At 67.8% G+C, this 26,711-nt stretch carries 25 protein-coding genes; 2 read left to right on the top strand and 23 right to left on the bottom strand.

The window, feature by feature from the left end:
* Positions 1–598 precede the first annotated feature (598 nt).
* Both KB201_RS16990 and KB201_RS25280 read left to right on the top strand, forming a co-directional pair.
* Positions 599–814, top strand: a complete 216-nt coding sequence (locus KB201_RS16990; RefSeq protein ID WP_075862460.1) for a hypothetical protein — start codon at positions 599–601, stop codon at positions 812–814.
* Positions 811–1,053 carry a recombinase family protein gene (locus KB201_RS25280; protein ID WP_075862459.1) on the top strand — a complete coding sequence of 81 codons (243 nt, stop codon included), beginning with the start codon at positions 811–813 and terminating at the stop codon, positions 1,051–1,053. The genes KB201_RS16990 and KB201_RS25280 overlap by 4 nt, the downstream gene beginning before the upstream one ends.
* A gap of 38 nt (positions 1,054–1,091) precedes the next feature.
* Here KB201_RS25280 and KB201_RS16980 read toward each other — a convergent pair whose 3' ends face one another.
* The 23 genes from KB201_RS16980 to KB201_RS16870 form a co-directional block, all read right to left on the bottom strand.
* Positions 1,092–1,409 (bottom strand): hypothetical protein, encoded by a 318-nt coding sequence (locus KB201_RS16980; protein ID WP_211539928.1) that lies wholly within the window; start codon positions 1,407–1,409, stop codon positions 1,092–1,094.
* A 68-nt stretch (positions 1,410–1,477) separates the two neighbouring features.
* On the bottom strand, positions 1,478–1,867 hold the full coding sequence (locus tag KB201_RS16975) for a PLD nuclease N-terminal domain-containing protein (protein WP_211539926.1): 390 nt from the start codon (positions 1,865–1,867) through the stop codon (positions 1,478–1,480).
* Between the two features lie 22 nt (positions 1,868–1,889).
* Complete coding sequence (locus KB201_RS16970) at positions 1,890–2,303, bottom strand: hypothetical protein (RefSeq protein ID WP_211539924.1); 414 nt, start codon at positions 2,301–2,303, stop codon at positions 1,890–1,892.
* 226 nt (positions 2,304–2,529) lie between these two features.
* A complete protein-coding gene (locus KB201_RS16965) occupies positions 2,530–2,946 on the bottom strand; it encodes a hypothetical protein (protein ID WP_211539922.1) in 417 nt (138 codons plus the stop codon).
* 341 nt (positions 2,947–3,287) lie between these two features.
* Positions 3,288–9,029 carry a DEAD/DEAH box helicase family protein gene (locus KB201_RS16960; RefSeq protein WP_249145841.1) on the bottom strand — a complete coding sequence of 1,914 codons (5,742 nt, stop codon included), beginning with the start codon at positions 9,027–9,029 and terminating at the stop codon, positions 3,288–3,290.
* A gap of 41 nt (positions 9,030–9,070) precedes the next feature.
* Entirely contained in the window at positions 9,071–9,655 is a 585-nt protein-coding gene (locus tag KB201_RS16955; protein ID WP_211539920.1) for a hypothetical protein, read from the bottom strand.
* Between the two features lie 282 nt (positions 9,656–9,937).
* The gene (locus tag KB201_RS16950; protein WP_211539919.1) at positions 9,938–10,273 is read right to left on the bottom strand and encodes a hypothetical protein; all 336 of its coding nucleotides are present in this window, start codon (positions 10,271–10,273) and stop codon (positions 9,938–9,940) included.
* Positions 10,274–10,441: 168 nt separating this feature from the next.
* Positions 10,442–11,665, bottom strand: coding sequence for a hypothetical protein (locus tag KB201_RS16945; RefSeq protein WP_211539918.1), 1,224 nt, complete (start codon positions 11,663–11,665; stop codon positions 10,442–10,444).
* 192 nt (positions 11,666–11,857) lie between these two features.
* Positions 11,858–12,262 carry a DUF4913 domain-containing protein gene (locus KB201_RS16940; protein ID WP_211539917.1) on the bottom strand — a complete coding sequence of 135 codons (405 nt, stop codon included), beginning with the start codon at positions 12,260–12,262 and terminating at the stop codon, positions 11,858–11,860.
* Positions 12,259–14,190: a type IV secretory system conjugative DNA transfer family protein gene (locus tag KB201_RS16935; RefSeq protein WP_211539916.1), complete on the bottom strand. Its 1,932-nt coding sequence runs from the start codon at positions 14,188–14,190 to the stop codon at positions 12,259–12,261. The genes KB201_RS16940 and KB201_RS16935 overlap by 4 nt, the downstream gene beginning before the upstream one ends.
* Positions 14,187–14,888, bottom strand: coding sequence for a hypothetical protein (locus KB201_RS16930; protein WP_211539915.1), 702 nt, complete (start codon positions 14,886–14,888; stop codon positions 14,187–14,189). The genes KB201_RS16935 and KB201_RS16930 overlap by 4 nt, the downstream gene beginning before the upstream one ends.
* Before the next feature lie 43 nt (positions 14,889–14,931).
* Positions 14,932–15,480 (bottom strand): hypothetical protein, encoded by a 549-nt coding sequence (locus KB201_RS16925; RefSeq protein WP_211539914.1) that lies wholly within the window; start codon positions 15,478–15,480, stop codon positions 14,932–14,934.
* The gene (locus KB201_RS25095; RefSeq protein WP_211539912.1) at positions 15,477–17,501 is read right to left on the bottom strand and encodes a transglycosylase family protein; all 2,025 of its coding nucleotides are present in this window, start codon (positions 17,499–17,501) and stop codon (positions 15,477–15,479) included. The genes KB201_RS16925 and KB201_RS25095 overlap by 4 nt, the downstream gene beginning before the upstream one ends.
* Positions 17,494–17,892 (bottom strand): hypothetical protein, encoded by a 399-nt coding sequence (locus KB201_RS16915; protein ID WP_211539910.1) that lies wholly within the window; start codon positions 17,890–17,892, stop codon positions 17,494–17,496. Before KB201_RS16915 ends, KB201_RS25095 begins: the two co-directional genes overlap by 8 nt.
* On the bottom strand, positions 17,889–19,850 hold the full coding sequence (locus KB201_RS16910; RefSeq protein ID WP_211539908.1) for a hypothetical protein: 1,962 nt from the start codon (positions 19,848–19,850) through the stop codon (positions 17,889–17,891). The genes KB201_RS16915 and KB201_RS16910 overlap by 4 nt, the downstream gene beginning before the upstream one ends.
* 21 nt (positions 19,851–19,871) lie before the next feature.
* Positions 19,872–20,930 (bottom strand): hypothetical protein, encoded by a 1,059-nt coding sequence (locus KB201_RS16905; protein WP_211539906.1) that lies wholly within the window; start codon positions 20,928–20,930, stop codon positions 19,872–19,874.
* 26 nt (positions 20,931–20,956) lie between these two features.
* The gene (locus KB201_RS16900; RefSeq protein WP_211539904.1) at positions 20,957–22,453 is read right to left on the bottom strand and encodes an SCO6880 family protein; all 1,497 of its coding nucleotides are present in this window, start codon (positions 22,451–22,453) and stop codon (positions 20,957–20,959) included.
* A gap of 46 nt (positions 22,454–22,499) precedes the next feature.
* The gene (locus tag KB201_RS16895; RefSeq protein WP_211539903.1) at positions 22,500–24,017 is read right to left on the bottom strand and encodes a hypothetical protein; all 1,518 of its coding nucleotides are present in this window, start codon (positions 24,015–24,017) and stop codon (positions 22,500–22,502) included.
* Positions 24,011–24,913, bottom strand: coding sequence for a hypothetical protein (locus KB201_RS16890; protein ID WP_211539902.1), 903 nt, complete (start codon positions 24,911–24,913; stop codon positions 24,011–24,013). The genes KB201_RS16895 and KB201_RS16890 overlap by 7 nt, the downstream gene beginning before the upstream one ends.
* 4 nt (positions 24,914–24,917) lie before the next feature.
* A complete protein-coding gene (locus KB201_RS16885) occupies positions 24,918–25,604 on the bottom strand; it encodes a hypothetical protein (protein ID WP_211539901.1) in 687 nt (228 codons plus the stop codon).
* Positions 25,550–25,819: a hypothetical protein gene (locus tag KB201_RS16880; RefSeq protein ID WP_182374558.1), complete on the bottom strand. Its 270-nt coding sequence runs from the start codon at positions 25,817–25,819 to the stop codon at positions 25,550–25,552. The genes KB201_RS16885 and KB201_RS16880 overlap by 55 nt, the downstream gene beginning before the upstream one ends.
* A 25-nt stretch (positions 25,820–25,844) precedes the next feature.
* Positions 25,845–26,132, bottom strand: a complete 288-nt coding sequence (locus tag KB201_RS16875) for a hypothetical protein (RefSeq protein WP_211539900.1) — start codon at positions 26,130–26,132, stop codon at positions 25,845–25,847.
* 43 nt (positions 26,133–26,175) lie between these two features.
* Positions 26,176–26,649, bottom strand: coding sequence for a hypothetical protein (locus KB201_RS16870; protein WP_211539899.1), 474 nt, complete (start codon positions 26,647–26,649; stop codon positions 26,176–26,178).
* Positions 26,650–26,711: the final 62 nt, after the last annotated feature.

The following is a 26,711-nucleotide window of genomic DNA, read 5'->3' as shown; positions in this document are numbered from 1 at the left end:
GGCTCACCTCAGCCCCTCCATGCGGAGGATGGTTGAGCAGAACGCCAAGGTCATCCGCCGAATGATGCCGAAGGTTCCGCTAGAGCGCTTCGGCCTAGCCCAAGTCACACCCCAACCGTTCGCATCGCTCGACTATGGGCAGGTCACGGCACTAATGGGCACGCAGCAACGCCTAGCTTCGTCGCTGCGAGGCCTGACCGCCTCGCTGGGCACGATCGAACAATTCTGGTCGTCGTTGATCGAGCGACGACGGGCTATTGGCGCAGCGTGCAGTGCGTTTCTGCAACGGCGCGCTGTCCGGGGACCGAAATCCTTCACCGACGGTCTGGCGGCGGTCCGGGCCGCCCGCGAGCACTCCGCTTGGCTTTTCGCTGTCTCAGTTGCGCTCGCGCTTAAAACTCTTTTGCAGCACCGCAATTCCCGTCCACGGGCGCCCGGTCACGAAGTGGCCACCCAGCCGCGAGTGGTTCGCGGACCCACATCCCACGAGGTTTCCCAGCCGATTACCCTCGTGGGACCTTGCATCGTGCACCTAGCCGCCTAACCCGGTGTCTGTAGGCGCGTTGCGCTGTCCCCTTCTTCCAAGGAGACAGACCTCGTGTCGTCACTCAACATCTCGTTCTCGCCCACTGCGGTTTTCATCTTCGCCGCCGTCACTGTCGTCATCGCAGGCGCGATCGTGTTCTCGGCTACCTGCACCGCGCTATGGAGCTCCGATCCGGCCCAACGCGAGCACGCACGGCTCGTCCTGGCCGATCTACTCCACACCGTTCGCGTCCTGGGACGCGGAGACAACGGCGAGCCGCGGTCATGACCACAACCACATCCCGACGCCCGGTCGGGCGGCCACCGCTGTGCTCACCCTCCACTGCCCAGGCGATCGCAGACTGGCACGCACGCGGTTACAGCGACCAACAGATCGCCGACCGCCTCAACCACGCCGGCGTCCCGACGCCCTCCGGCGGGACGGACTGGACTCGCCAGCATGTCTGGCGGCTCCTAGGCACAGTGCACGTGCGGAAGTACGCGCGTCCAGCGGGGTCTGAGATGTAGCCGCAGTGAGGCCCCGGCCAGGGCTCTCCCCGTCGGTGCTACCAGATGTCGATGGTCTTCCATGTGCCTGCCTGCACTAGACCGTCAATATCTTCCCGGGTGAGGCGAACATAGTGTCCCGGGGAGACAGGAGTGTCAGCCGGAATTCTGTCGGCGCGCACAGGACGCACCTTCCCACTCAACCAACCCACCAACGCTGGTTCGCGGTCGGCGTCGACGCAGCGCTCCCATTGCAGCACTTTGCAATAGCAGGTCGCGGTCTCTACCGCACCGGTTGCAAACCCGCTCGTCACGTCTACAAGCAGCCACCAATCCCCGCCGTCGGTGAGGACCGGTGGTGGCGTGCGGTCGAACATCAGATGGTGCCCCTTGTCGTGTGCGGTCGTAGTTGACGGTCGACGAATGAAAACGCTTCCGCTGACTGCTATTGCGAGAATGGACGATCGTCGTCTGGGCGGTCAGATCGGTCGGCAGCTCGTTGCTGCTCGCGAGCGATCTGGCGTTGCTGTTCGGCGCGATCGCGCACCTGCCGGAGGAACTCTCGGTCGGCCTCGGGGTCCTGCGGAACGTAGCGGCCGGGGTGGTCGTATTCCGGGAACTCGCTGGCCGCACCCGCATGCTGCCGGCGCGGTCGCTCATCCGCGGTAGGACGTCCGACCGCTAGCCACACCAGCGCACCAACCAACGGCAGCATCACGACCAGGATTACCCAGGCGAATTTGGGCAGCCCGCGCACGGCAGCGTCGTCGGTGTTGATGATGTCGATCAGTGCGATCACCAGGATCACCAGGTAAATCAACCCGAGATACGGCACGTCTACTCCCTCTTCACGTCGGTCACCACACCTGCTGTATCCACAGCGGATGTCCGTTCAGGCTCTTGGTTCGGTCAACATAGACCGCGATCACGACCCGCCCGCCCGGGTGGGCGGCGGCCTCGGAGATGACCTGGTGACCGGTCACGTCGTTCCAGCTGGCGGCCTTGTCCGGACGGTAGTACGCCCTGGCGCGATAGCGGGAGTCGGTTTCGAGGATGACGCCCCAGTAGTCGTTGCCCAGTAGGGCGTTGATGACCCGGCCGGCGCCGAGGTGGGCGGCGGCCACGGTGTCGGCGTGGCTGAGTTCGATCACCACCACCCCGCTCTGCGACGTCTCGACGATCCGCGCCGCCTGTGCCGGTGGACTGGTCAGCGCCACCCCGCCCGTCGCTACCGCGAGACTGAGCGCCGCACCGGCCAACGCCGTGCGCATCCTCGATCTCGTCACCATTGCGTGTTCCCTTTCATAACCACGACCTTTGTTATCGCGAATAATAGGCTCTGCCGCTCTGCTTTGGTGTTGGTGGGATCGTTTCATCACGGCGATGCTGTGCCGGAGGACTGGCCAGCACCGCGCGCCCGACAGTGCCGGTCCGCCCCGATCGCGCCCGCCGAACGACAAAGGGCGCACAGGCAATTTCTGCGCGCTCTTTGTGTGGTCAGCGGACCTTACGTAGATAGACGTCGCCGGTGGGGACGCCGCCGGCGAACAAAACACCTTTGTAGCCGTGTGGTGTCTTGCGTAGTTCGATGCGGGAGTACCAGTGCGCGACTGGGTCACCGGCGATCGAGACGATGCCGCCGTTGCGGGTCTGGGTGATGTGGCTGTTGGTGGCATTCCACGGCCCGACGCCGTAGATGTCTTGGAACAGACGGTTGCCGATCACTCGCGCGTTGGATTCCGGGTAGGGGATGACGCCGTACATGACCAGCTGGTACTTGTATCGGCCGTCGTCGATCTTCGCGTGTGCTTGACCACTACCGAGGCCGAGACCAGTGGCGAGGCCGGCGGTGATGAGAAGTCCGGCGACGATGGTCTTGACGGCGGTGGAGAGTCGGGCTGTTGGCAAAGGCATGAAGTCACGTCCTGTTCGGTATCGGTTGCTAGTGATGGGTGCGCGGGTTTGGCGGTTCGCTTCTATCACGAACCCGGGACAGGCGTGCCCGGCGACGCTGGTCGCGCGTGGCGAGCCACGCCTGTCCGGTGGGTCCCCGCCGCGGGGCGGGCTTGTGCTCTTGGGGGCCAAATGATCTCGACGTGGAAGGTTGTTGAGAGCGGTTGCCCCTTGTCGAGTCAGGTCCGAGGCGGCCTGCTCGATCTGCTTGCCCGCAGGGCCGAGAGCCGCATCGGGGGTGCGGCAGCGAACTCGCACCCGCCAACGCCTGACTCGGAACGCGGCGAACGTCACTGTCGTACTCACAGGCCCAGGTCCGGGTCGCGCTGGGGCTGTGTGCCGTCACCGAGTGGATCGTGGGGCGGTTGCTGGGAGTCCGTGCCCTGCGTGCGCTCGGCGTCCGGTGCTGGTCGGGTGTCGGCGAGCAGCGTTCCGATCCCCGGTTCTGCTGTCGCGGTGCCTTTTTCGGCTTGGTACAGCTCTGCTTGGTGTTGGTGACTGCGTTTTATCACGGCGATGTAGTCGGCGGCATGGTCGAGTCCGGCTTCTTCGACCATGACCGGTGTGGGGTTGAGTTCCAGGCTCCAGCCGGGTTCGCGACCAGCGCTGCGCATCCGTTCCTCGGCAGCTTGGCGGGCGGCGACGGCTTCTTCGGATTGCTGGGCGCGTTCGATCTCCATCCGCAGTTGGCGCAGCCGAACCTGTTTGGTCTGCAACTCATCCGCTCGGGTGAACGGTGCGTCGATACGCGGCGCGTTGACCTCGACTTCGCGGCGGTAGCTGGCGATGTCGGCGACCAGTTGAGCGCGGGTGTCGTCGAGGCCGGTGTACAGGTTCTCCAGGCGGGTGGCGAGACCGGACGCGGTCGCGGTGCGCCGCTCGGTGGAGGTGAACACCTGGGATGCGTCGAGAGTGAACCCGGGTCGCCCCGGGCAGTCGAGCCACACGTGGATCTTGTCCTGGGCGAACTCGCGCGAGGCGTGCGCCGCAAGCCCTGACGGTATCGACGCGATCGGCATGGATTGCTTCATGCCGGCACCTTTGAGCTCGTGGTAAACCGCGGTGACCCGCGACAGCAGCGTCTCGGACCGCTCCGGACGCTTCGATTGAGGACGGGCCCCGGTGACGACGAACTGCTTACCAGCGTCAATCCACTCCTGATGACCGGCCAGCAGAGCGTCGAGTTTCTCGATGCTGCCTTCCAAGCGTGGGATGGCCCGGTCCGCGGCGGCCACGACCCGGCGGGCGTGGGAGCGGGAGTCGGCGTGGGCGCTGGCCAGTGCGGACAGGCTTTTCACCTCGTCTTCGAGGGTGGCCATTTCGAGGAACCGTTCGTCGCCGGTGGCGGCGGCTTTGGTGGCCGCGGCCGCTTCGGACAGTGAGTCGTCGGCGATGTCGTCGACTTCGGCGACGTCGTCGAGCTGCCCGCGTTTGGCTTGTTCGATGAACGCTGCCTTGGATTCGACTTTCGACCACATGACGGTGTCGGTGGTGCCTGCGGTGACGTAGTTCAGAATCTCGATCTGCGGGTTCTGATTGCCTTGGCGGATGATCCGCCCTTCGCGCTGCTCGAGATCGGCGGGCCGCCACGGCACGTCCATGTGGTGCAGACCGATCAGGCGCCCTTGGACGTTCATGCCGGTACCCATCTTCGAGGTCGACCCGACCAGCACCGCGATCCGACCGGCTCGGCAGTCGGCCTGCAGCGCCAGTTTCTGCGACGGCGATTTCGCGTCATGGATGAACGCGATCTTCTCCGCGGGCACGTTGTACTGCTCCACGAGAAGGTCTTTGAGGTTGGAGTACACCGACGGCCCGTCGGGTCGTGGGGTGCCGCGGTCGCAGAACACCAGCTGCAACGCCCCGCGGATCGGGGACCTCTCCCCTTCCTCGGTGAGGTACTCGTTGTCGGCGGTGGCGTGGTAGATGCGGGCGACCTGTTCGGCCACGGCATCGGCGCGGGTGTTTCCCGGATCCGGTTCGAGGTTGGCCAGCACGGGGTCGAGAGCGACGTTGCGGCCGTCGTTGAGGATCTTGAGCACGTTGTCGATGTCGGCGCGTCGCGGGTCGAGATGGTCGGCCCGATAGTCCAGGTCGGCGATGAAATCGCGCCGCTCCTGACCGGGTGTGCTGGTGATGATCTGCCGCCCGTCATGGGTTGGTAGATTGGCTGGGACCTGTTCACGGACAACGACGTCGGTGTACTGGGCGGCCATGGCGAACATTTCTTTGGGGTTGGCGAACGCCGACACCTTCGACACGACACGCAGTTTGGTGCCGGTGGCGTTGGGGATCGTCTCGGAGCGGGTCGCGGTGAACGACGCCGCCCAGTCGGTGATCGAGCGGACCCCGGCCGCCTCCAGCACATCCGGGCGTAGGTATTGCTGCATCACCCACGACTCGGCGAGTGAGTTCGCGATCGGGGTGCCGGTGGCGAACGTGGCGACCCGCTCTGCGCCCGGGGTGATGACCCGCCCGGCCGCGACCGCCTGGTGTTGGCGGCGTTCGCGCAGGTAGTCCAGTTTCATCGACAGGTCCTCGGCCTTGTTCGACCCGGTCAGTGACAGCGAGTCGATCGTGCACTGGCGGCCTTTGTTTTTGTACTCGTGGGCCTCGTCGACGAACAGATAGTCCGCGCCGGTGTCTTCGAATAACACCCCATGGTCCTTGGTGGCCTGCTCGGTCGCGGTGGCGAGGCGGTCCTCGAGCTCCTTCTTCGCGCGTTCGATCTTCTTGACCGTTGCCTGGGTCATCTCGCCTGCGTCCGCGGACAGCGCGGCGTCGAGGTCGGCGACCTGACCGGCGATGTAGTCAGCGCGTCGCTGCGGGTGGACCCGGATCGCGGAGAACACCGACGCCGGGATGATGACCATGTCCCAGTCGCTGGTCGCGGTCTGCGCGGCGAACACGCGGCGGTCCTCAGGCGACATCCCTTTGCGCCCCACGAGCACGTTGGCCGCGGGGTACCACATCTTCACTTCCCGGCCGAACTGCTCGATGAGGTGGGTGGGCACCACGATCCACGGCTGATTCACCAGGCCGCGGCGTTTGAGCTCCATCGCCGACATGAACATCGTGCCGGTCTTGCCGGCACCGACCACGTGATCGAGCAGCACCGTCGGCTCGGCGAGAATCCGCGCCACCGCATCGCGTTGGTAGGGGTGCGGCTCGAACACCGGGGACAGACCGGGCAGCACCAGCCGGGACCCGTCGTGCTCGGGCCGGACCCAGGTGTTGAAGCGGCGATTCCATTCGGCGACCAGCCGGTCGCGGCGCTCATCATCCGACCACAGCCACGACCGGAACTCGGTGGTGATCTTCTCTGCCTGGACCTGGGCGAGGATGGTGGCCTGGGCATCCACCTCCGGCGCCCCCTCCTCCTGCGCTGGCTTGGAGTTTTTGACCACGATCGACCGCTGGTTGAGCAGCATCTCGGTGAGGGCGACCGCATCGAGCGCCTTGTTTTTTCTATCGGCATTGTCGGCGCCGTACTCGGTGCGCATCAGCGCGCTATTGCGTTCAAACGGTGGGACTTCGACCAACCATGTACCCGCCGCGCGCGACACCTGCACGCTGTCGGCGCCGAACGTCTCGCGCACGAACGCCTCGTAGTCGCGCGGTTCGATCCAGGTCGGTCCGAGTTTGACCGACCCGATCTGGGAGGGCTGCTTATCGGCCGGAATCACCTGCGCCAGTGCTTGTGTTAGCTCTGCCCAGTCCCGGTTACCGGGATCGGCGCGGGCGGCTTCGGCGGCGCGGGCGTGTTTGGCGCGCACGTTGCCCGACAGCGCGGTCGCCGCGGGGACTAGGTCCTCGGGCATGTCCGGGTCGGGGTAGACCAGACCGCGGATCGACTCGCGCGCTTGGGTGGTGGGTTGGTCGAGGAGTTCGGCGACACGGTCGAGATCGACTCGGCCGCGTTCACCGAGGCTGATCGCGACGGCGTCGGCCGGGGTATCCGCGCGTGACACCGGTACCGGCGCGACGACGACATCGCGGGAGAACACCGCGGTCTTGCTGACGGTGCCGGTCTCGTCGTCGTAGCGTTCCAACGCCAGCACGCCGGCCATTCCCGGATCGGCACGGACCGCCTCGAGATGGGTTTGGCGTCGCGAGGGTGCGCTGACCTGCCATGCCTTCTCATCGAGCTCGGCCGCCACATCCTCAGGCAGCGGGCCGGGATAGGCGTCGCCGTCGGCGTCGCGGTGGGCGTTACGCCACTTGGCTTCGAGTTCGGCGAGCTTCTTGGCGGCCTGCTCGGCGGTGCGTTCCTTGCCGCCCACCAGCTTCGCCCGGTTCACCGGGCCGTAGGTGTTCAGGTAGGCGTCGTAGACCTCGTTGAGGTCCGCGCGCAGCGCATCCCTCTCGGCGCGGCTGCTCTGGGTGCGCTGAGCGGCGATCGTGGCCGCGAACAGGTCACGCAGCCGCAGCAGATGCCGGGTCTCGGTGGCGCGGGTGGCGGGCACCTTCATCGGCTCATCGCCGCCGATCCCGCGCCGCGAGAACACCCCGGTGGTCTCGTCGTAGCTGACGTGCCCGATCGGGATGTCCTCGCCGTAGAGGGCGTCGGTGTCCAGGGCGCCGGCGGTGAACTCCATCCCGGCCGTGGCGGTGTCGTCGGCGAGGAACAGCCCGTCGCCGCGTTCCAGGGCGGCGTCGACGATGTTGGTCAGCCGGTCGTCGAGGTCGGCGGCGACATCGCCGCCGGGGTCGGCGGCCACGACGAGCATCCCGTCGCGGTAGAGCCCGCGATCGACACGCATCGTGCCCAGCACATGCTCGGGGTGGGTGGTGAAGTAGCGGTTCACCCCAATCTCAGTGGTCTCGCCGGTCCGGTCAGGGAGGGCGACGAGGTCAGAATGCAGCCACTCGGCGTCCGCAGGTGCGGCGGCGTCGGACTCGCGGCGGCGGAACACCAAGACGTCGGTGACGACCTGGGTACCGGCGACCCGTTCGAACGCCGTCGACGGCAACCGCACCGCGCCGACGAGGTCGGCGACGGCGTGCATGTCGCGGCGCGCCTTGTCCGAGGCCGCGTCCAGCGTCCCGGCGGTGGTGATCGCCATGACGTATCCGCCGGGGGCGGTGAGGTTGAGCGACTTGAGGAGGAAGTGGTTGTGGATGCGGTGGCGGGCCGGATTGTGGATCGGGTCGTGCACCGTGAACCCACCGAAGGGCACATTGCCGATCACCGCGGCGAACGAGCCCTCGGGCACCCGGGTGGTCTCGAAGCCCTCCAACCGCACCTGGGCGTCGGGGTAGAGAAGATGGGCGATCTGGGCGGTCGTCGGGTCGAGCTCTACGCCCACCATCTGCGCGCCGGGCGGCGCCATGCCGATGAACGTGCCGCTGCCGCAACCGGGTTCGAGCACCAGCCCGTCGTCGAACCCGGCGCGGGTCATTGCCGACCACATCGCTTGGGCGATCGCGGGATCGGTGTAGTGGGCGTTGAGGGTGGAGGCCTTCGCTTGGCGCCACTGCTCGGAATCCAGCAGGGCGCGTAGCTGCTCGCGTTCGGGCGTCCACTCCGACTTGGACTCGTCGAAGATGTCGGCCGCGGCACCCCAGCCCGACCATCGCGCCAGAATCTCGTGCTCGGCCGCGGTCGCCGGGCGTCCGGTGCGGGCGGTGTCGGTGAGGACCTCGAGTGCGGCGATGTTGGCTCTGGCGCGGGACTTGGCCCCCGATGGCACCAGCACCGTCCCCGGATGGGTGAACCGGGTCGCAGGCCCAACCTCAGTCGCAGGCCCAACCTCAGCAGCCGCGGGCGAGGTGGTGGCCTTGTCGACGGCCGCAGCGCTCGCCGGCTCCGGTGCCTCTGCGTCGGGTGTGGGGTCGGGTTCGAGCCCGGCCACCACATGGTCGGCTTTGATGTAGACCACCGAGCCGTCCGGGCGTCGCGCCGGGGTGACCCGGGTGCTCGCCCACGCTGTCAGCGGCAGCCCGGTCTCGGACTGCGGGACCTGCGGCAGCGCGTCGTCGGCCTTCGGTGGCAGCGGTGTCCCGCCCGGGTCGACGACGGCCGGGTCAGTTGGGATCCGCAAATCGTCCAGGGACTCAAACAGCAGCCCCTGGCCGTCGTCAACTACCTCTGCGCGCGCTCGGCGGCGTCGCGGGCCCGATCGGCCAGCGCTGCGTCCACTATCGCGCTCAGCTCCGGAACCAGCGGATGTTTCGGCCCGTCGGGCACCGCCAGCCCGTCGGTCAGGCGCGCTTGCAACAGCTGTTCGGCGTACACCTGGAACCGCGGCGTCTGATCCGGCCACACCTGCTCGGTCAGTTGTTCGGTCTCGCGGGTCGCTTCGATCGCCGACGGCGTCAGCCACCGCTGCATCCCGGTCATCGTGTCCGGGTTCGGCTCGTCGTCCAGCTGATCGTCGTCCTCGGGACTGCTGAATCCCTCCCACAGCGTCGCCAGCACCGTCTCCTCCGCCGAGTACCGGGCCTGCTGATACAGCCGCTGCGCCGTCAGCACGTCCGGGTCGTTGCCCCCGTGCTCGTTCTTCCACGCCGCGATCGCCGCCAGCTCCGTCTGTGACTGCGTCTGAGCGATCTCGGCCTCCAGCCGAGTCGCTTCGGCGGTCAGGAAGTCCTCGAACTCCATGCGGTCCATCTGCGTCAGTTCCTGGGCGTACCGCTCGGTCAGTGCCGTGCGCAGATCGTGAAACATCGGTGTCCTCCTCGTTGTGGGTATCCATAGTGCTCTGCGATGCCGACAACCGCTGACCCGATGGGTCGGTATCGGCGAGCAGATCGAACAGATTGGGGGTGTTGTCGTCAGGGGTGGCGTTACGCGCCATACGTCGGAGCTCCTACCAAGTGAGGTCCGCCCGGCCCGGCCAACGCCGGCCCTCGCGGGGGTGGGTTATCGTTTCTCACTGGTCAGAGGCTGGATCTCTGGCCGATCAGTGCCCTGGCAGGTGTGTCCGCACCTGTCAGGGCCTGAGACATCTCACGGCGGGTCCACCCGGTCACCTGAGGACACGTGCATGTGGGTGTCGCTGCCGTCGTCTGTCTCGGGGTCGTCAGTGCCGGGCTGCTCGCTGGCAGCATCAGCCGGGGTGTCGCGCTGCCAGCCGACCACCGCGGCCGCGATGAACGCCGCCCCCGCAGCCACCATCAGCGACATGCCTGCGACGGTGCCCAACACCGCCGCTGACCACCCGAAGCCACGACCCCATGCGTCAAGGTCGCGGCGATCGGCGCCCAGCAGGGCCATTTCGGCCACCGAGAACATGGCGAGCCCAACCGCCGTCGCCAGACACATCCGGATCGACTTCTCGGGCACAGCCACACCACGCCGAATGTGGAGGGTGAACATTACGACTGCCCCCACCGCGAAGACCGGCCACACTACGGCGAACACTGACCACATCCAGGTGTGGTCGACGTGCCAGGTTGGGGGTGGTGGTAGCGGGGCGGGAAAGGCCTGCACTATCGTCAGGGCGCTCATCAGTCATTCACCCCGCAGGTGATAGTCGGACTCGATGGGCTCGCCCAGTGCCCGGCCGTCGTCGACGGTGCCCGCAGCGGCGGGGTCCTGCATGGAAGCGTGGCGCTGGATGCGGCGTTGGCGAGCGCGGTTCAACTCGTAGTCGATGCGGCGGCTGAGGTCGCGGCCCTCGACTCGAAGCATAAGGATCAGCCCACCGACCACGACAGCAGAGATGCCGGTCACGGTCAGGCCGAAAACGTCGAGACCGATACCGACCACTGCCGCAGCACAACCCAGAATCGAGACCATGGCGGCCGCGAGTCCGGTGTCGATGCCCGACCGGCCACGGGGGATGGCATACCTGGGGTCGGAGAGTACGGTGACCGGATCGGACAGGCAGGTGCGAATTTCCGTTGCATACAGGGGTTTCGGGATGACATGGAGGAAGTTCGCCGCCGCGGCCTGAGCCAGGGCTGCAACTTCCACGCTGTGATCGGCCAGTAGTTCGACCGCTCGTCGGCTCGCTGCGGCGAGGATGCCGTCGATGCTCCACTCTCCGGAGTAGTCGGCGGGGCGGTCGTCGCTCACCAACAGGCGAAGCGCCACCTGGTGAAGCCGTGATAGCTCGTCATCGGTCCACTCGGCCATCTGTGGGTCACCGATGGCGCCGCGGTAGTGGTAGGACGCTGCGATTGTGGCCACCAGTGTCGCCCAATTCTTTTCGGTGTTAGTGGCCGGCTCTTGCAGGAGAGCACGCCAGAGGGCGAAGGTCCCTCCGGCACGGAGTGTGGAGTTCACGATGGTGCTGCTCAGTCTGATCTCGCTCACCTGTGCTCCGAAGGCCTGCAACACCACTGTCTGAGCAGCGTGGTAGCGGGCCACAGCGTCGACGGTGTCGGAGTTCTCGTAGTTCACGCTCCGCTTCATGAGGCCACGGTGGGGCATCGCGGCGCCGGCGAGTCGGACGGTCACGAATGTGAGGGCGATGATCCCTATGACGGCGATGACTGTGGCTCCGGTGCTCACGAAGTGGTCGCGGTCCTCAGCGAGTGTGTGCAGCCACGACCACACCTGTTCGCCACCGTCGTCGGAGGTCCAAAGGTCGCGAACCGCGAGGACAAGACCGACGATGACGGCCGAGATGCCCACGTTGGCAGCAAATGTCGACGACACCGACCGCCGGTAGGGCTGCCAGCCGGGTCCCATTGACGGTCCAGGAAACGACGCGAGGGGGATGGCGATCATGACTGGTCTCCTCGGGGTGTATCGAGCTGGCCAGGATCGTGGGGTTGGCGCTCGGATGGTCGGCGGCGTTGATGGAGGACGGCTCTGATGACGACGACTGCGCTGGTGATAGCGAGAATCACCAGGAGCACGACGCAACCGACGAGGGCCCAATGAAACAGTGGCGGTGGTGGCATGGGTTGTCCCTCAGGGTTAGGCGGCGTTGATATCGGCGGGCGGGTCGAACCATCCCGGTGGGGGTGGGGTGGATTGATCGGCCAGCGTCTCGGTGGTGGTGTGTTTGTCGGGTGTGCACAGGTAGAGCGGCCCGTTTTCGGCGGTGAGCGTCCGCCAGTGGGTGTCGAGGTGGGCGGTCCACCACGACGACAGTGCGGCGGGGTCTTCGCTCAGGCGGGCGGTCTCCCACGCCTTCCACAGCTCCTCGAGGCGGATGACGACTTCGTCGTGGCGCCACCATTGCGGGCACCAGCGGGTGTCGCGGTCGAAACGTCCGGCTTTGATGTGGCTGAGCCAGTTGGTGAACCAGTCGGAGCCGGAGGTGAATCGCCAGTGCGCGCGGGGGTCGTCGTCGGGGGTGTCGGTGTCGGGGGTGGTCATCGGGAAGTCCTTTCGCGGAGGGCGGCGGGTTGAGGTGTTGTGGACAGCGCGGCCTGCTGGGCTGCGCGTTCTGCCCCGCAGGCCTTCTTGGAGGCGTCGATCAGTTCGGCGTAGGGGCCGAGCCAGTAGGAGTTCTTGGTGGTGACGACGGTGCGGTTGCCGGAGGTCGCCAGCACTGCTCGTTCGGCGGGTAGTGCTTTGAGGTCGTCGATGCCGAGAATGGGTTCGCTGGACCAGGATTCGCTGGTGCTGGTCGATCCGAGACCTGAGCTGGAGTGCGAGCGGCTGCGGCGGCGGACGTCGCGTTGGCCGATCATGCGGCTCAGCCCGGACAGGTAGGACTCGTTGTTCGATGAGCCGGCGTAGATGTAGACGTTCGAGGAGTCGACGAGCATGTCGAGTTTGTCTTTGGACCACACTTTCGCGGCCTGGGCCAGCGATTGCAGCATCGTGACGATGACGATGCCCTGGCTGCCGAAATGGGAGTACCAGTCGGGCAGTTCGGGCAGTTTGCACACGTTGGCGGCCTCGTCGAGCACCGCCACGACCGGCACCGGCAACCGTCCGCCGTTGCGTCGGGCTTGGGCGACGGCTGCTTTGAAGATGGTGTCGGCGAGGGCGGTGGTCAGGGCGGTGGCCGCGCCGGCGCCTTCCATCGACAGGGCGTACATGGTGTCGGTGGAGGTGACGAACGCTTGCGGATCGAACTTGGGCAGGTCGTGGCGGATGTCGTTGCTGCCGACGGTGTTATCGCCGTCGAACCGGACCCGTTGGGGTGGGAGGACTGATCGGGCGTAGGCGGGCACGGTCATGACGTTGATGAACCGGCGCGCCATGTCGTAGAGGCCGTCTTGTTGGCGGGGGTTGAGGTTGGCGGCGGTGTCGATCTTGGCTGCGGCGTCGTGGTGGCCGTGGCGGGTCAATACCTGGCGGGCGACTTTGAGTTTGGGGTCGGTGAGCCAGCCGTCGACGTGTTTGAGGTCTCCCCCACCGACAGATGCAGCCAGGATGTGCAGGGCCAGTAGTTCTTTGGCTCCGCCGTCGAAGTAGGCGTCGAGGCGTGATCCTTCGGCGGTTTCGGCTCCGGCGAAGATCGCGGCGAGCTCGCGGGCGTCGGAGAGTTCGTGCACGCACCAGAACGGGTCCCACCACCACTGCTGGCCCTGGGTGCCGGCGATGTGTTGGAGGTCGGAGAGCCAGATGGTGCCGCGGGTGCGTGGGGGTTCGCGCCGCTGGGTGCGGTAGGCCCACAGTGCGCGCAGCCCGTGTCGGGTGGTGTCGGCCTTGGCGGCGTGGGTGGTGAGGTCGTTGCGGTCGCGCACCCAGCGGGTGGCGTCGTAGATGTCGGGTTTGTTGGAGGTGGCGAACACGGCGCCGGGTGCCTGGCAGATCATGGGGATGGCGTAGCCGGTGGTCTTGCCTGATCGGGGTCCGCCGATGATGAGTCCGACCCATTCCCAGCTCATGTAGAGCGCGGAGGTTCCTGATCCGATCAGCGATCCCAACGCCAGCCCGTAGTCGAGGTGCCCGGTGATGGCGTCGCGGCCGCGCAGGCGCTGTGCGGAGTGCTTGGCGTCGCGGGCGGTGATGGCGTGCAGTTCCCGGGGCCGGGGAAGGAACTGTGCCACCTGGTCGAATTCGCGTAGTACGGCGGTGGCGGTGCGGTGACGTGCCACGATGACGGTCACCACGGCGGCGGCGATGACCGCGACTACGAGGAGCACGGTGGAGGCCACCGGCCACTGGAATGTGCCGTCGACGGCGGCGGTGGCCGGGTTGATCAGCACTGGGCCGGGCTGACCGGTGAGCCAGCAACCCGCCCGCCAGCACACGTAGACGATCGCCAGCAGCGCGAACAGGACTGCGGCGAGGTAGTAGCCGACCATGGACTCGTGTTGGCCGCGGTCGCGGCGATGGGTGGTGCTCACAGCTGGGCTCCGGTGTCGAGGGAGACGCTGGCGCCGACGTCGGGGGTCGGGGTGATCTGCCAGTCGCTAACGCCGGCGGCGATCAGCGCGGCTTCGGGGGCGGGTTCGGTGTCGGCGATGAGCTCACTGGTCGAGCGGTGCCCCCCTTCGGTCGCGGCGTCGTCGACGTCGATGGCGTAGTTCGCGGCCGCGGTCGACACATGGTCGAGCAGATCGGTGTCGGCGACCTCGCCGAGGTCGTTGTCGCGGTCGCGACCGGAGATGGTGTCGGGGTCGACGCCGGCCTCACGTAGCCGCTCGTCCCAGGCGTGCGCCCATTGCTCGGCGCGCTGCGCGGTGGCTTTGGTCTGGGCTTCCCGGGCGGTGTCACCGCCGCGGGCGGCCTCGGCGGCGGCCTCGCGGGCCAGGTCGGCCGCGGCGTGCGCTCCGGCCCAGCGCGCCATCAGATCCGGAGTCAGCGGGTGGCGTTCGGCACTGGTGTCGGTGTAGAGGGGCGGGCGGGCGCCGGTGGCGCGCGCGGTGTTCAGGCGTTGTTGGGCGCGGGTCTGCCGGGAACGTCGGCGGTGCTGCTGGTTGCGGACCTGACGCAGCGCTTCGTCGGCGTGGCGGCGGGAGTGACGCATGATCGTGCGGATTTCGTCGAAGATGTCGTCGACTTCGCGGCTGTTGTCCTGGGTGACGTTGTGTGGGTCGAGCATGGGGCGTGCCTTCCTTCGAGGGGCGGTGTTGGGCGGTCGGTGGTCAGGTGTCGGCGCGGGGGTAGGTGGCGACTTTCCAGTGGCCGTCGATGCGGACGAGTTCGGCGGTGACGGTGAACTTTCGGTAGGAGGTCACCGTGGCGTCGATGCCGAGCACGGTTTGGGTGACGGTGCCGTGCGCACTGGCCTTGTCCGGTGAGATCAGCACTGCCGAGGCGTTGTCGACGCGGGCGGTGATGACGTCGAGGGATTGCTTCCAGGCGCCCCACTGGGCGCTGGGCCGCACTGTGGCGGGGCTGTCCGCCGAGGCCAGTGCCTGGCCGGTGAGGGTGGCTCGGGTGCGGCGCAGCGCGTCGGTGGGTGAGGTGTCGGTGGCGGGTTGCCAGCTGAACATGGTGGTCACGGTGGTGGTGAACACCCCGATCGGTTCGGCGCGGTCGGGCAGGCCGGGCGGGGTGCTGTAGTGCTCGCCGTGGTCATCGTGGCCGTGTGCGGGTTCGGTGGTGTCGTCGCTGCCGGAGCATCCGGCCAGTGCGGCGATCAGCACGATCGCGATGACGGCCAGGAGGTGGCGATGGCGGTGGTGGTTCATCGGTTCTTCTCCGGAAGTCCTTGATCGGCGAACTGTTTGGCGTAGGCGATGACTTTCTGGCCGTACGGGCGGGTCTGGGTGTCGTAGTCGCCGCCGGTGGGTGTTCCGCCGGCGTTGAGGACCGCGCCGACTCCGGCGTTGTAGGCGTAGGCGTAGAGAATTTCGCGGCCTTCGGCGGGTTCTTTCACCCGCCCGGAAGCGATCGCGGCGTCGATCTGTTTGGCGTTGGCGCACGAGAACCGGCCGGCGGCCATGACGGCGTCACCGATGTCGGTGGCCGAGGCGCGGCCGTTGCCGTCATCGTCTTTGGCCCAGGACGGGTAGGTGTAGTCCATGAACTGCATCGGCCCCTTCGCCCCTGCCGGGGACACCAGGGAGGCGTTGAACCCGGTCTCCTGCTTGCCGATTCCACCGAGGAACGCCGAGCTGATCTGCGGGCACAGCAGTCCGGCTTTGCGGAACCACGGCTCGTAGGCCGGTGGGACCCGTCCGGCGGCGAGGTTGTCGACTCCCCCGCCGTGCTGGTCCTCGACCGGGCCGCAGTCGGTGCCCTCGTCGGCGCCGATCCCGCCGGTGATGCCGGGCGCGGTGTAGACCTCATTGCCGCGGGGCATGCCGTGGCCTTCGACGGTGGCGTGGACGTGGTCGAAGTGGTTCTGGGTGGGGTCGCCGCGGTCGTCCATGACGTTGGACTTGCCGACCGCCGGGTAGTAGGTCTGACGCCAGATCGTGTACTCGAGCTTGAAGTGCTTCTTGTTGTCAAGGATGTATTTGTTGACGGCGTTGCCGAGCGCGATCCCTTGCGCGGAGGTGTAGTTGGGGATCATGACGTCGACGGCGCGGCCGGACGGGTGGTCGTTGTAGCCGCCGCCGTCGGCGCGCCAGCCGCCGATGGTCTGGATCTGGGGGAACTTGGCGGCGATCGCGCGGGCCAGGCGGATGGTGTCGACCTGGAAGTGCGCTTCGGAGCCCTTGGACTTCGGCAGCGGCGGCAGCGGACCCGACGGCCCGGACGGTGCGGGCGGGCCGCTGGGGGCGCCTGCCGGTGGCGGCACCGCGGCGGCGTTGAGGAACGTGCCTGCGGGAGCGGGTTTCTTGCCGGTGACCCCGGCCTTCTTGGAGGTGGTCGGCCAGGCGCCCCAGCCTTGGGACCCCAGGACGCGGTTGGCGACCTCCATCTGCTGTTCGCGGGTGGCTTTGTCGGCGGTCGGCGCGTACTGCCCGCCGCCGGCGCCGGTCCAGGTCGACGCCGCGAACTGCAATCCGCCGTAGTAGCCGTTGCCGGTGTTGATCTTCCAGTTGCCGCCGGATTCGTGCTTGGCCACCGCATCCCAGTCGGCGACGGTGACCACGTCGGCGGCGGGCAAGACCCGGGGTGCGGTGAGCACCCGCGGCCCGCCTGGTTGGGCGGGCGCTCGCCCGGCCGGGGCGGCGCCGGGCTCGGGGCTGGTGGACACCCATCCGGCCGGGTCGACCGAGCGGCCGCCGGTGAAGTCGCGGTGCCCGCCATCCCACACCTCGAAATGCAGGTGCGGGCCGGTGGATTGGCCGTCGTTGCCGAGCTTGGCGATGTGTTGTCCGGCGGTGACTTTCTGACCGGCTTTGACCAGCACCCCGTCGGCGAACATGTGCCCGTACACCGTGGACCACACGTGCCCGTTGATGTTGTGGGTGAGCACGATCCAGTGCCCGAACCCCGAGGCGCTCCCGGCGGCGGTGACGGTGCCGTCGGCGGCGGCATAGATCGGCGCGCCGAGTGCCCCGGCCAGGTCGATACCTTCGTGCATCGCCCCGTCGCGCGGACCGTAGCCGGAGGTGATCTGAAAGTCCTTGGCTTTCATCGGCTTGACCTTGGCGCCGGGTGAGAGGGAGGCGTCGGCGGGTTGGTCGACACCGCCGGTCAGCGGCAGGCAGGAGTCGTCGTCGCCGGCCACGGAGATGATGACCGTGCACGAGGCGAAGAACCCCATCACCAGTGCCAGCAGCGGCACCAGCAGTTTGGAGGCGTTGCCCTCACCCACGAGGCAGACCCCGATAGTCGGCGGTGGTGGTGTCGAGGTCGCGGACGTGCTCGGTCAGCGCCTTGTTCATCGAGCGCATGACGTCGAGGCGGGTGGCCCATTCGCGGTCGCGGGCGGTGACGTCGCGGCCGACCCCGGCTGCCCGGCACCACCGCATGACGCTGTTGGTGCCGGCACCGATGTTGCCGGCGACGTCGGCGGCCGCGGCGGTCAGCGACAGCGAGGTGCGAGCCAGCAGCTCAGCGACGGCGCGCACCGCCAACCGCCGGACTTCCTCGGAGTGGGCGGTGCGGCGCGGGTTGGGTTCGACCACCCAGTCCTGCACCTGCTCCCAGGCACTGGGTAGCGGGTCGAGCGGGGTGACCACCCCCGGGTCGCTGTCGGTGCTCATGCCGCGGATCCGGACTTGGCGCCGCGGCCGCGGTTGAAGCGCTTGTTGGTGTTGTGCATCTCGGTGGCGCGCTCGGTGGCGGTCAACCGCATCTGCACCGGGATACCGGGCTGCTCACCCTCCTTGATCAGGAACTTGCCCATACCTGGCGGGACGGTGTTGGTTTCGGTGCCGGTCGCGCGGACCCCGTCGGCCCAGTCGGTTTCGCTGATCTCGGAGACGACCGGGTCGTCGATGCCGCGGGGGGTGGTGGCCCACTCGGCGAGGGTGGCGGCTTCTTTCTCGTTGAGGTTGACCTTGCCCTCCATCAGCGAGGCTTCGTCCTCGGGTAGCGGGAAGCACACCTTGACCCGGGCGCGGTCGAGAAAGCCCATGGCGCGCTGGCGATCTTCCATCGAGTCGAACGCTTGGAGGTCCTTGACGGTGTGGGTGGTGAACAGGCTGCCGGTGCCCTGTTCGCGCTGGACGCGGGTCACTTCGTCGACGCGCCACACGATGCCGTTGCCCACACCGAGTACCAGCGAGAACTCGTCGCACACCAGGTCGTAGTTGCGGGGCTCTTGCAGGCCGTGATCGGAGAGCAGATGCGAGGCTTCGACGGCGGAGAAACCGTCCGACCAGCACGCCAGGAGTACTGCGGCGCGCAGCTTGCGGGCGTTGGCCGGCAGCCGGGACATGTCCACGCACACCCCGAGGGCGTCGATGTCGATGGGCTCTTTGGTGGGGGCGTTGAAGATCTCGCCGAACTGCCCCGACACCAGCTGGTCGAGCGACTGGCGCAGGTTCTCGGTCAGCAGCAGGTAGCGGTCGACGGCGATCGCGTCATGGGGTCGACGCCCCAGGGCGCCGGAGGCATCGAGGAGGTCCTGGTGGGCGCGGCGCAGTTCGGGATTGGTGTCGGCGTCGCGGGCGGTGGCGTCGATGAGAGTCTGCGGGACCTGGCGCAGCAGGTTGAGCACATCGCCCGGCAGGGGCGCATTGGTCAGGGTGAACTCGTTGGCCGTGCCGTAGAGCACCCGCAGGGCGGTGGTGAGCAGCGTCTCCTCGTGCGGAGCGATGGGACGTCCGGAGCTGATCTCGAGCAGGCCGGTGGCGGCGGTGACCTGGCGTGCCCGCATTTCGCGTTCGGCGAGCTGGCGGGCCGCGGCGGGCAGTCGGGCGATGAGGTTGCCGAAGGTGCCCACGGCCAGCGGATTCATCGGCGAGTCGAATCCGACGCTGGTGACCTGCGGGGTGACCGGGGTGATGCCGTCCTCGCGGTACTGCACCCGGCCGTTGTCGTCGTGCAGGACCATCTGGCGCATCATGTTGACGAAGTCGGGTCGGTGATCGCCCATGATGAGCGGGCGGACCCCGGTCGCCAGGTCGTGGCAGACGATGCGCCGGTTGAGGGTGCTTTTGCCGAATCCGTTGAGGCCGAACACCATCGCTGACGGTGCGGTGATCTGTCCGGCCTCGAACCAGCCGATCTGGTCGAACCCGACGGGTTGTCCGGTGTCGAGGTGCGAGCCGACGGGCGCGCCGTCCAGGGGGGCTGAGGCGCCGATGGGGAACGGATAGAACCCCGGCACGTGCGCGGTGGTGCCGCGCAGTTCGTTGGGTCGGCGCACGTGGGCGACGCGCCCGCCGCCACGCCCGTCGAAGCCCCGGTTGGTGCGGATCAGGGCGGGCACATCGAACTGGATCGGCCGGGCAACGGCGGCTTCGTGGCTTTCCCGCCGGCGGGCGTCGTTGCCGAGTTTCTGTCGGGCGAGGTAGCCGTTGACTCCACCGCTGCGGGCGGTGTCGAGCAGGTCCTCACGGGTGTCGTCGTCGTAGAACGTGGTCGGCTTGGCCGCGCGTTCTTTGGTGCTCGGCCGGGTGGCCGAGGCGGCGCCGGCATCCAGGCGCAACGTCGAGGGCGCGGTGTCGCCGTCAGTGGCGGCGGTGGTGGCTGTGCGGAGGTCAGTGACAGTCATGGTGGGGCGTCTCGCAATCGGTTAGCGGTGGCGGTGGCGCAGGGCTTCGTCGGTGATGTCGCCGTGTTCGGGCAGCAACACCCCGAGTCCGATGCCGGCGGCGAACAGTTCGGCGTGGCGGTCATAGCCGTTGCGCACGCCGAGGCGGGCGAACAGCGGCAACCGGTCGCGCACGGAGTCCACCGACGGGGTACGAGGGCGCGGCTCGGTGATCGTCAGCGTCGCGCCGAACCGCTGCAGAGCGGGCTCGAAGGTGAGGCGGATCGGGTCATCGGGGTGGATGGTCTCGGCGATCCGAGTGGCTCGCCAGGTGATCGCCAACCGGGTGCGCGGGGTGGTCGGGTCACGCTCGAGCAGCTGGGCCAGTACCGAACCCATCGCGTGGGGCGGTTCGAGCACGTGCGGAGCGATCACCCATGTCGCCGAGACCAGGTCGTTGTGGCAGAACACATCCCGCACCCGGTGCGGTGTCGAGTCCGGTGCGATGTCGGCGAACGCGGGCGCCGGGTCGTCGGCCAGGCCGCCGCGGTAGGCCCGCACTCCGACCGCGGCGACCTGTGCTGCGGTGAGCGGTGTGGTGGGCAGCCCGGCGGCGTGCAGGGACCCGATCAGGGTGTGCAGGCGCCGGCCCACTTCCACGGCCATTTCGTCGGGAGTGGACTTCATTGCTGAGGTGGCCGCGACGAAGGTCACCGCGAGATAGGTGTCGGTGGCGAGGTCGGCGACGTCGAGGTGGTGATGGCCCTCGGGGATCATCCACTGCCGGTGGGCGGTGCCGGTGCGGGGGAAGTGGTCGGCGACTGCGGTGACCGCGACGACATCCCAGGCGTCGGCGCCGAAGTCGATGCGGGTGAAGTCGCACAGCTGTTGCCAGTCGCGCAGTGTCGCGCCGGTCGCGGCGAGGATCACCGTGTAGTGGCCGGTGGCGTGTGCCCGGATCAGGCCGTAGTCGTGACCGCCGGCCGAGCGGTGTTCGGTGATCGACAGGACGGTGTTGATCTGGGGCAGGGATGCCGCCGAGGAAGATAGGCGGGCGCGGGAGCGCTGGAGCAGCGAGGTCAGGGCCGGGAGCGTCGGCATCGCAGGGTGGTCCTTTCTGTCTCGGGTTAGGCGGCGAGTTTGTCGGAGACGGTGCTCTCTTCGGAGAGCACGACACCGAATCCCAGTCCGGCGCAGAAGGTGACGAGTTGTTCGTCGCGGGTCGGTTCGAGTGGGGTGGCCGCAGAGAGGCCCAGATCGGTGACGAGGGTGTCGATCTTCTGGGTGTCAGCACCGATGGGGCAGGTGGCGGTGACGATCATCGACACCCGGGTCACACCTGCGCCGCGGGCCTGTTCCTGGCGGGCGCCTTCGGCGCTGTCCAGGCGCACCAGCGCGCGTTCGGGCAGTTTGCCGACGTTGGTGCGCACGGCCTGGCGGGCATCGTTGTGGTCCTTGTTGACGATGGTGGTGGCTTGGGCCGGGGTGTAGGGCTGGTAGACGAAGGTGACGCGTTTGCGTGGTACGTCGCTGTTCGGGGACAGCAGATCGGCGAGCACGTTGGAGTCGAACGGCGCCTCGGGTTCGTTGCGCATCGTCCACGACATCGACTGCGCCGCATCGTGAAGCAGGCGGCCGTGCTGGTCTGAGGCCGAGGTCGGTCCGCAGTCTTCCCACCGCAGGCGCATCGGTTCACCGCTCATCAGACCGATCTCGAGGTCGAGCTCGTCGGCCGGGGAGAAACTGCGGCGAGCGATCGCGCAGATTTCGCGTTCGAGCATCGGCCGTACCCGCAGACCGGCGGCGTGGCAGTAGTCCCGAATCCGGCCGAGTCGTCGTGCGAGCTCGTTGCCCATGTCGGTGGCGTCGCGTTTGCGGTGCATGGTGTCCGCGCGCCAGGTCAATCCGATCCGGGCTTCCAGGCGCACTTCGGCGGTCGGCACCGCTTCGGTGGCTTCGATGATGATCTTGCGGGCCAACGCTGGCGCGGTGTCCTTGAGTCGCGACCGCACGATGCTGGAGGCCCGCATCCCCGACTCGGGCAGGGTTTCCATGGTGACCGTGGCGGCCACGAAGTCCGGGGATTGCCCGAGGAAGGTGAGCATGTCGCCGAGGCGGGCGACCCAACGGTCCCGCACAGGCTGGTCATTCCACTCCCCGCCCTGGGGCCAGGTCCGCAGCACCAGGGTGTAGAAATTCTTCGACGACAACTTGATCAGGCCGAACGACGCCGATCCATCGCCGGGTGAGAAGTTGAACGTCTCGGCGGTGGCGAGCGGTCCCGGTGGTGGGGTGCCGTCGGGGATCGTCGTGAACGGCCCGGACCGCACCAGGGTCTCACCGGCACGGCGCGACTTCGACACCGCCCGTGCACCCATGCCCAGCTCCCACGCTGAGCGGCCGCGCAGCGACACGACCAGCGGCACGAACAGCACAGCCAGGGTGAACGGCAGCCCGAAGAATTTGATGATCCCGGGTAGCGGCAGCATCAGGCCGACGACGGCGATGAACAGGAACCCGAGCAGCACCATCGTCGAGAACATGGTGAACCCGAAAGCGCCGGAGGACCGGAACGCCGCCGCAGGGCGGTACAGCAGTCGGCGGGTGCCGGCGTTATCGGTCATGACAACCTCTTTCGACAGTCAGACAGAGATGGGTCAGTGGTGGTGGCTAGTGCGCCATGGCGTGTTCGTTCCAGCCCGAACGCATCGGCGGTGGGCTGCTCAGCGACGGGTCGGCACTGGTGGTGGATTCGACTTCGGATTCGACGCTGTCGGCGACGGTTTGCATTGCTGCCCCGGCCAGTCCGCCGGCCGATCCCATCGCGTCGCCCAGCCCGGAGGTGGGACCGCCACCACCTCCTCCCCCGCCGCCGGAGCTGGCTTGGCCGCCCTGGCCACCGGAGAGGGCGGGTTGGGCGCCGGGCCCGCCGCCACCGGATGGCGGTGGTGGTGAGGGTGCCGATGCCGTGGAGATACCGCCGGAGGGTCCGCCGCCGCCGCGACCGGCGATCGAGGACATGCCGCCTGCGCTCGCGCCGCCGCTGGCCCCGGCGGTCGCCCCGCCCGAGGCGGCCGCGGCAGCGACCTTGCCCGCCGCGACGCCTGCACCGATGGCCGCACCGGCCGCTGCGGCACCTGATCCGCCGCCGCCCATGCTTGCCACTGCAGGGGCGATCAGGCGCATGAGCGCGGGTAACACGAACGCGCACAGCATCATCAGCACCATGCCCAGGACCACCTGTTGGGCGTTGTCTTTGGAGGCCCCCGCACGGAAAGCCACGAAGTAGGTCAGCGCGCCAACGGGTTTGAACAGCAGGAACGCCACCGACCACGCGACGAGCCGCTGGTAGCTCTGCGAACCGGGTCCGGTGCCGGAGAATGCGGCGGCCACCGGGAGCGCGGCGACGACTAGCAGCAGCATCGCCTCGCGCACCACCAGCAACGCCAACTGCAAAAAGGCTCCGAGGAATCCGACGAGCGCGAAGATACCGATGGCGGTGGTGCCCAGCGCGGAGTTGGTCAGCAGGTTGAGTTTGAGGAAGTTCTTGATGACGTCGCCGTTGCCGCCGCCGGCGGTCACCGATTCGCTGACCAGCCAGTTGGAGATGCCGTCGGCGATCTGCCCGCCCACGGTCAGTGCCAGCGGGATCGCGGCGGTGGCCATCGCCGAGCGGAAGATCAGTTTGAAGCCCTCTTCGGCGTCATCGGCTAGGGAGCGTTTGCGGTCGATCATCATCCGCAGGCCGAAGAACATCAGCGAGAACGTCAGCCCCACGATTTGGATTTGCAGGGTGTGGTCGTGGACTTCCTGCATGAGGGAGGACTTGTTGTCCAACTGCGGGTTTGGCAGTTTGATCCACCACGCCATCGCCCACGTCAGGACCGTCTGGTAGCCCTCCAGGAGCGAGTTGACGATCTTCTCGAACGACCCGCCGACCACACTGCCGGCCACATTGCTCGCGGCATTGCCCGCGGCGCCGCAGACGGTCCGCGTCAACGGTCCCAGGGCGTCGCACAGCGGGTTCGCTGCGGCCGTGCCCGCACCGGCCCACGACGACACCGTCGCGACAATCAGCGCCACCACGACCGCGACATGGGTCCGGCGGCCGGTCAGATAAGTGCGCAGACGTCCCCGTCGGCCGGAACGCGCTTCCCGGAGGTGAGAGTCGTTGCGGTGGTTCACCATGGGGTCCACCCATCGCCAGTGGTCGAAATCAGCAGGCGGCTGGGATCGTTGCCGGGTTCGGGGACCACCCACTTCCACTGACCGTCGCGCCAGACCATGTCGACGCCGACCGAGATGGCGGTGAAGCCGTCGTCGCGGGTGAGAGGTTGGGCGAATTCGACGTGGGCGAAGTCGGTGGAGTATGTGGTGACGCGGACCGCGACCGGCACATCCCGGATCTGCGCGGGCAACTCAGTATTTCCGGCATAGACCTGCGCGCCATTGGTGCGCAGATTGTCGGCCTCGGGACGGGCGGCCTCGGAGACCACGGCCGCGCGATCGAGTAGGGCGACGTTCTGGTCATCGGGCGCCCAGGTGGCCCGCTGGCCGATCTGCCAGGCCGCCAGCGCCGCGCCCTGCGGGGTGTGGGCAAACCCGGTGGGTACACCGTCGGTGCTGATCGCAGTCGGACCGTCCGAGGTGGAGAACGGGATCGTCGCGCCGTACACGCGCTGCCACATCAACCCCCGCGGCGGCGGGAGCACAGCCTCAGGATCATCGGTGTCGGAGGGATCGGTGGTCTGCGGGAGAACCTGGCCGAGCGGGTTGGTCGGGGTTTCCACCCGGCGGCCGCGGGTGTCGGTGGTGGGCACCCCGAACGCGTCGTCGGGCAGCCGGGTCACCGGGGTTTGCGGCGGCAGCGACGTCGGTGTGTCCGTGGCAGTGACCTGCGGTGGCTGCGTTGACGACTCGTCACCGTCGCCGCGGATGGCGACCAGCACGGCCATGCCGATGACCATGGTCAACACCAGTAGCGACAGCACCAACGTGGTGCCTTTGTAGCCGCCGGACTGGCGCAGTGAGTGCAGCGCCGCGAGGCGGCCGAGGTCGTCGTCGCGAGGATCGGGGGTGCTCATGGGGTTACGCTCCTGTCAGTGCGACCATGTCGGTCGGCGTGGCCGAGATCGCGTCCACTGGTGAGGCGCCCGCCGCGGCGTCGGGCAGCAGCAGCCGCCAATCACCGAACGCTGGCGCCCACACGACCGTGGTGTGGTTGACCGTCATCGACCCGTCCGGCATCCGGGTGTAGATGTCGACCGATGCCTTGTCGGGGGTGAACGCGGTCAGTTTCCAGCCCTGTACTTGCGGGGCCTGACCGGCTGGCACGCCGGACGTGGTCGACAGCTGAATGCGGTTGGTGATGTAGTCATCTCGCGTCTGTCCCGGTGCGAGGAGTTCACGCACAACCTGGGGCCACTGGTCATCGAGCGCGACCGAGAGACGCACGATGGCATTGACCGCGGCCAGCCCCGCACCCGGAGGGGTGCGGTCGAACCCTCCCGGCGCGATGACATCGGACATCTCGTGGGGGCCTTCGGCGGCTTGGGGAAGGCGCATCCCGTTGAACTCCACCCACCGCAGATCGGTGGGTGGCGCGGTCAGCGGAATCTGTTGCGGCGTCGACGGTGTGGCGGTGTCGGGGTCTGATCCGCACCCGGACAGCAGCACGATCACCGTGCACACCAGGCCGAGGAGGGTGATCGGTGTGGTGATCAGCCGAATACCAGCACCGCCGTCGCGATGTTGCCGGCGATCGCGACCACCCACACCCCGAAGATGATCTTGGTGAACCACTCCCCTGCGGGGATCTGGGAGAACGGATGCTCGCGCACCTTGTCGAAGGCGATCGAGGCGCCCAGGAAGACCAGGTGTAGCAGTGCGAGCATGTTGGCTACGAACACGAACCAGCCGCCGATCAGGGTGATGTTGCTCATCACCTCGGGGGGTAGTTTCGCGTAGGCCACGGTCAGGGTGGTGTTCATCGCGGTGGCTTTCGGTCCGCACGGCTCACTGCCCGCCCGCGGCCTGCAGGATCGTGGCGCCCGTCGCGATCACCATCGTGCCGACGATCGAGCTGATCGCGATCTTCACGCCCTTGTTGTCACCGCGGTCGGTGATCTTGTCCCATGCGATGAAGCCGCCGCCGACGACGATCGCCACGGCGGTGGCGAAGTAGGCCAGGAAGGTGGCCCACCCGCCGAAGGTGTTGAGCCGGTCCGACAGACCGGGAATCGGGATGGGGTTGAACGCCACGTAGGTGGTGGCTGTGGCCGAGGCCAGGGTGGACTGGAGCATGATCTCTTCCTTCTCGTGAGGTGGAGGTTGTGGAGTTGTGCCGTTATGGGGTTGTGCCGGCGTCACCTGACATCACCGCGACCGCGGCGTCGCGCAGGCCCTGGCCGACGGCGGCGATGTCAGGGGCGACGACGGTGCGTGGATCGGCCCGCCGCGCCGCCGGCGCCGGGTCGGGGCCGGTCGAGGGCAACTCGTTGAGCGGGGTGTCGACGAGGAAGTCGTGCCAGGAGACGTGCCACACGTTCGCGAAAAGGCCCGACCCGACCAGTAATTCGCGATCCCGGCGGAGCCGGGCGGTCGGCTTTCCCTTCCGCCCGGCTACCAGCACCAAACCCAGCAACTGCACATGGGCTGGCGCATTGTTCGTCGCGTACTGCCGCGCGGCCAGCGACGCCGCGGCCAGGCCGCGCGCCGATTCCCGCGCAACGAGTACCGCGAACGGTGGCTCGTCGGCCCGCCCGGGCCACAACTGGCCGGAATCGCCGACATGCTCGAGCTGGGCCGCGAGCGTGGACACACCAGCACCGCCGTGACAGCCCACGGCCGCCACCAGATGCGCCGGTAACCGTGTCGTGCGCC

It is taken from the genome of Gordonia sp. SCSIO 19800, from assembly GCF_018132775.1.
In the GTDB taxonomy this organism is placed as follows: domain Bacteria; phylum Actinomycetota; class Actinomycetes; order Mycobacteriales; family Mycobacteriaceae; genus Gordonia; species Gordonia hongkongensis.
This window is presented reverse-complemented; position numbering and strand designations above follow the sequence as displayed.

Coding starts and splice junctions, on each gene's coding strand:
- KB201_RS16965 (WP_211539922.1), bottom strand. CDS start 2,946: ATGCCTTTGCCAACAGCCCGACTCTCCACCGCCGTCAAGACCATCGTC.
- KB201_RS16875 (WP_211539900.1), bottom strand. CDS start 26,132: ATGCTCCAGTCCACCCTGGCCTCGGCCACAGCCACCACCTACGTGGCG.
- KB201_RS16895 (WP_211539903.1), bottom strand. CDS start 24,017: ATGGTGAACCACCGCAACGACTCTCACCTCCGGGAAGCGCGTTCCGGC.
- KB201_RS16945 (WP_211539918.1), bottom strand. CDS start 11,665: ATGATCGCCATCCCCCTCGCGTCGTTTCCTGGACCGTCAATGGGACCC.
- KB201_RS16955 (WP_211539920.1), bottom strand. CDS start 9,655: ATGTTTCACGATCTGCGCACGGCACTGACCGAGCGGTACGCCCAGGAA.
- KB201_RS16940 (WP_211539917.1), bottom strand. CDS start 12,262: ATGACCACCCCCGACACCGACACCCCCGACGACGACCCCCGCGCGCAC.
- KB201_RS16900 (WP_211539904.1), bottom strand. CDS start 22,453: ATGACCGATAACGCCGGCACCCGCCGACTGCTGTACCGCCCTGCGGCG.
- KB201_RS16880 (WP_182374558.1), bottom strand. CDS start 25,819: ATGAACACCACCCTGACCGTGGCCTACGCGAAACTACCCCCCGAGGTG.
- KB201_RS16925 (WP_211539914.1), bottom strand. CDS start 15,480: ATGAACCACCACCGCCATCGCCACCTCCTGGCCGTCATCGCGATCGTG.
- KB201_RS16910 (WP_211539908.1), bottom strand. CDS start 19,850: ATGACTGTCACTGACCTCCGCACAGCCACCACCGCCGCCACTGACGGC.
- KB201_RS16970 (WP_211539924.1), bottom strand. CDS start 2,303: ATGCGCACGGCGTTGGCCGGTGCGGCGCTCAGTCTCGCGGTAGCGACG.
- KB201_RS16915 (WP_211539910.1), bottom strand. CDS start 17,892: ATGAGCACCGACAGCGACCCGGGGGTGGTCACCCCGCTCGACCCGCTA.
- KB201_RS16930 (WP_211539915.1), bottom strand. CDS start 14,888: ATGCTCGACCCACACAACGTCACCCAGGACAACAGCCGCGAAGTCGAC.
- KB201_RS16980 (WP_211539928.1), bottom strand. CDS start 1,409: ATGTTCGACCGCACGCCACCACCGGTCCTCACCGACGGCGGGGATTGG.
- KB201_RS16905 (WP_211539906.1), bottom strand. CDS start 20,930: ATGCCGACGCTCCCGGCCCTGACCTCGCTGCTCCAGCGCTCCCGCGCC.
- KB201_RS16890 (WP_211539902.1), bottom strand. CDS start 24,913: ATGAGCACCCCCGATCCTCGCGACGACGACCTCGGCCGCCTCGCGGCG.
- KB201_RS25280 (WP_075862459.1), top strand. CDS start 811: ATGACCACAACCACATCCCGACGCCCGGTCGGGCGGCCACCGCTGTGC.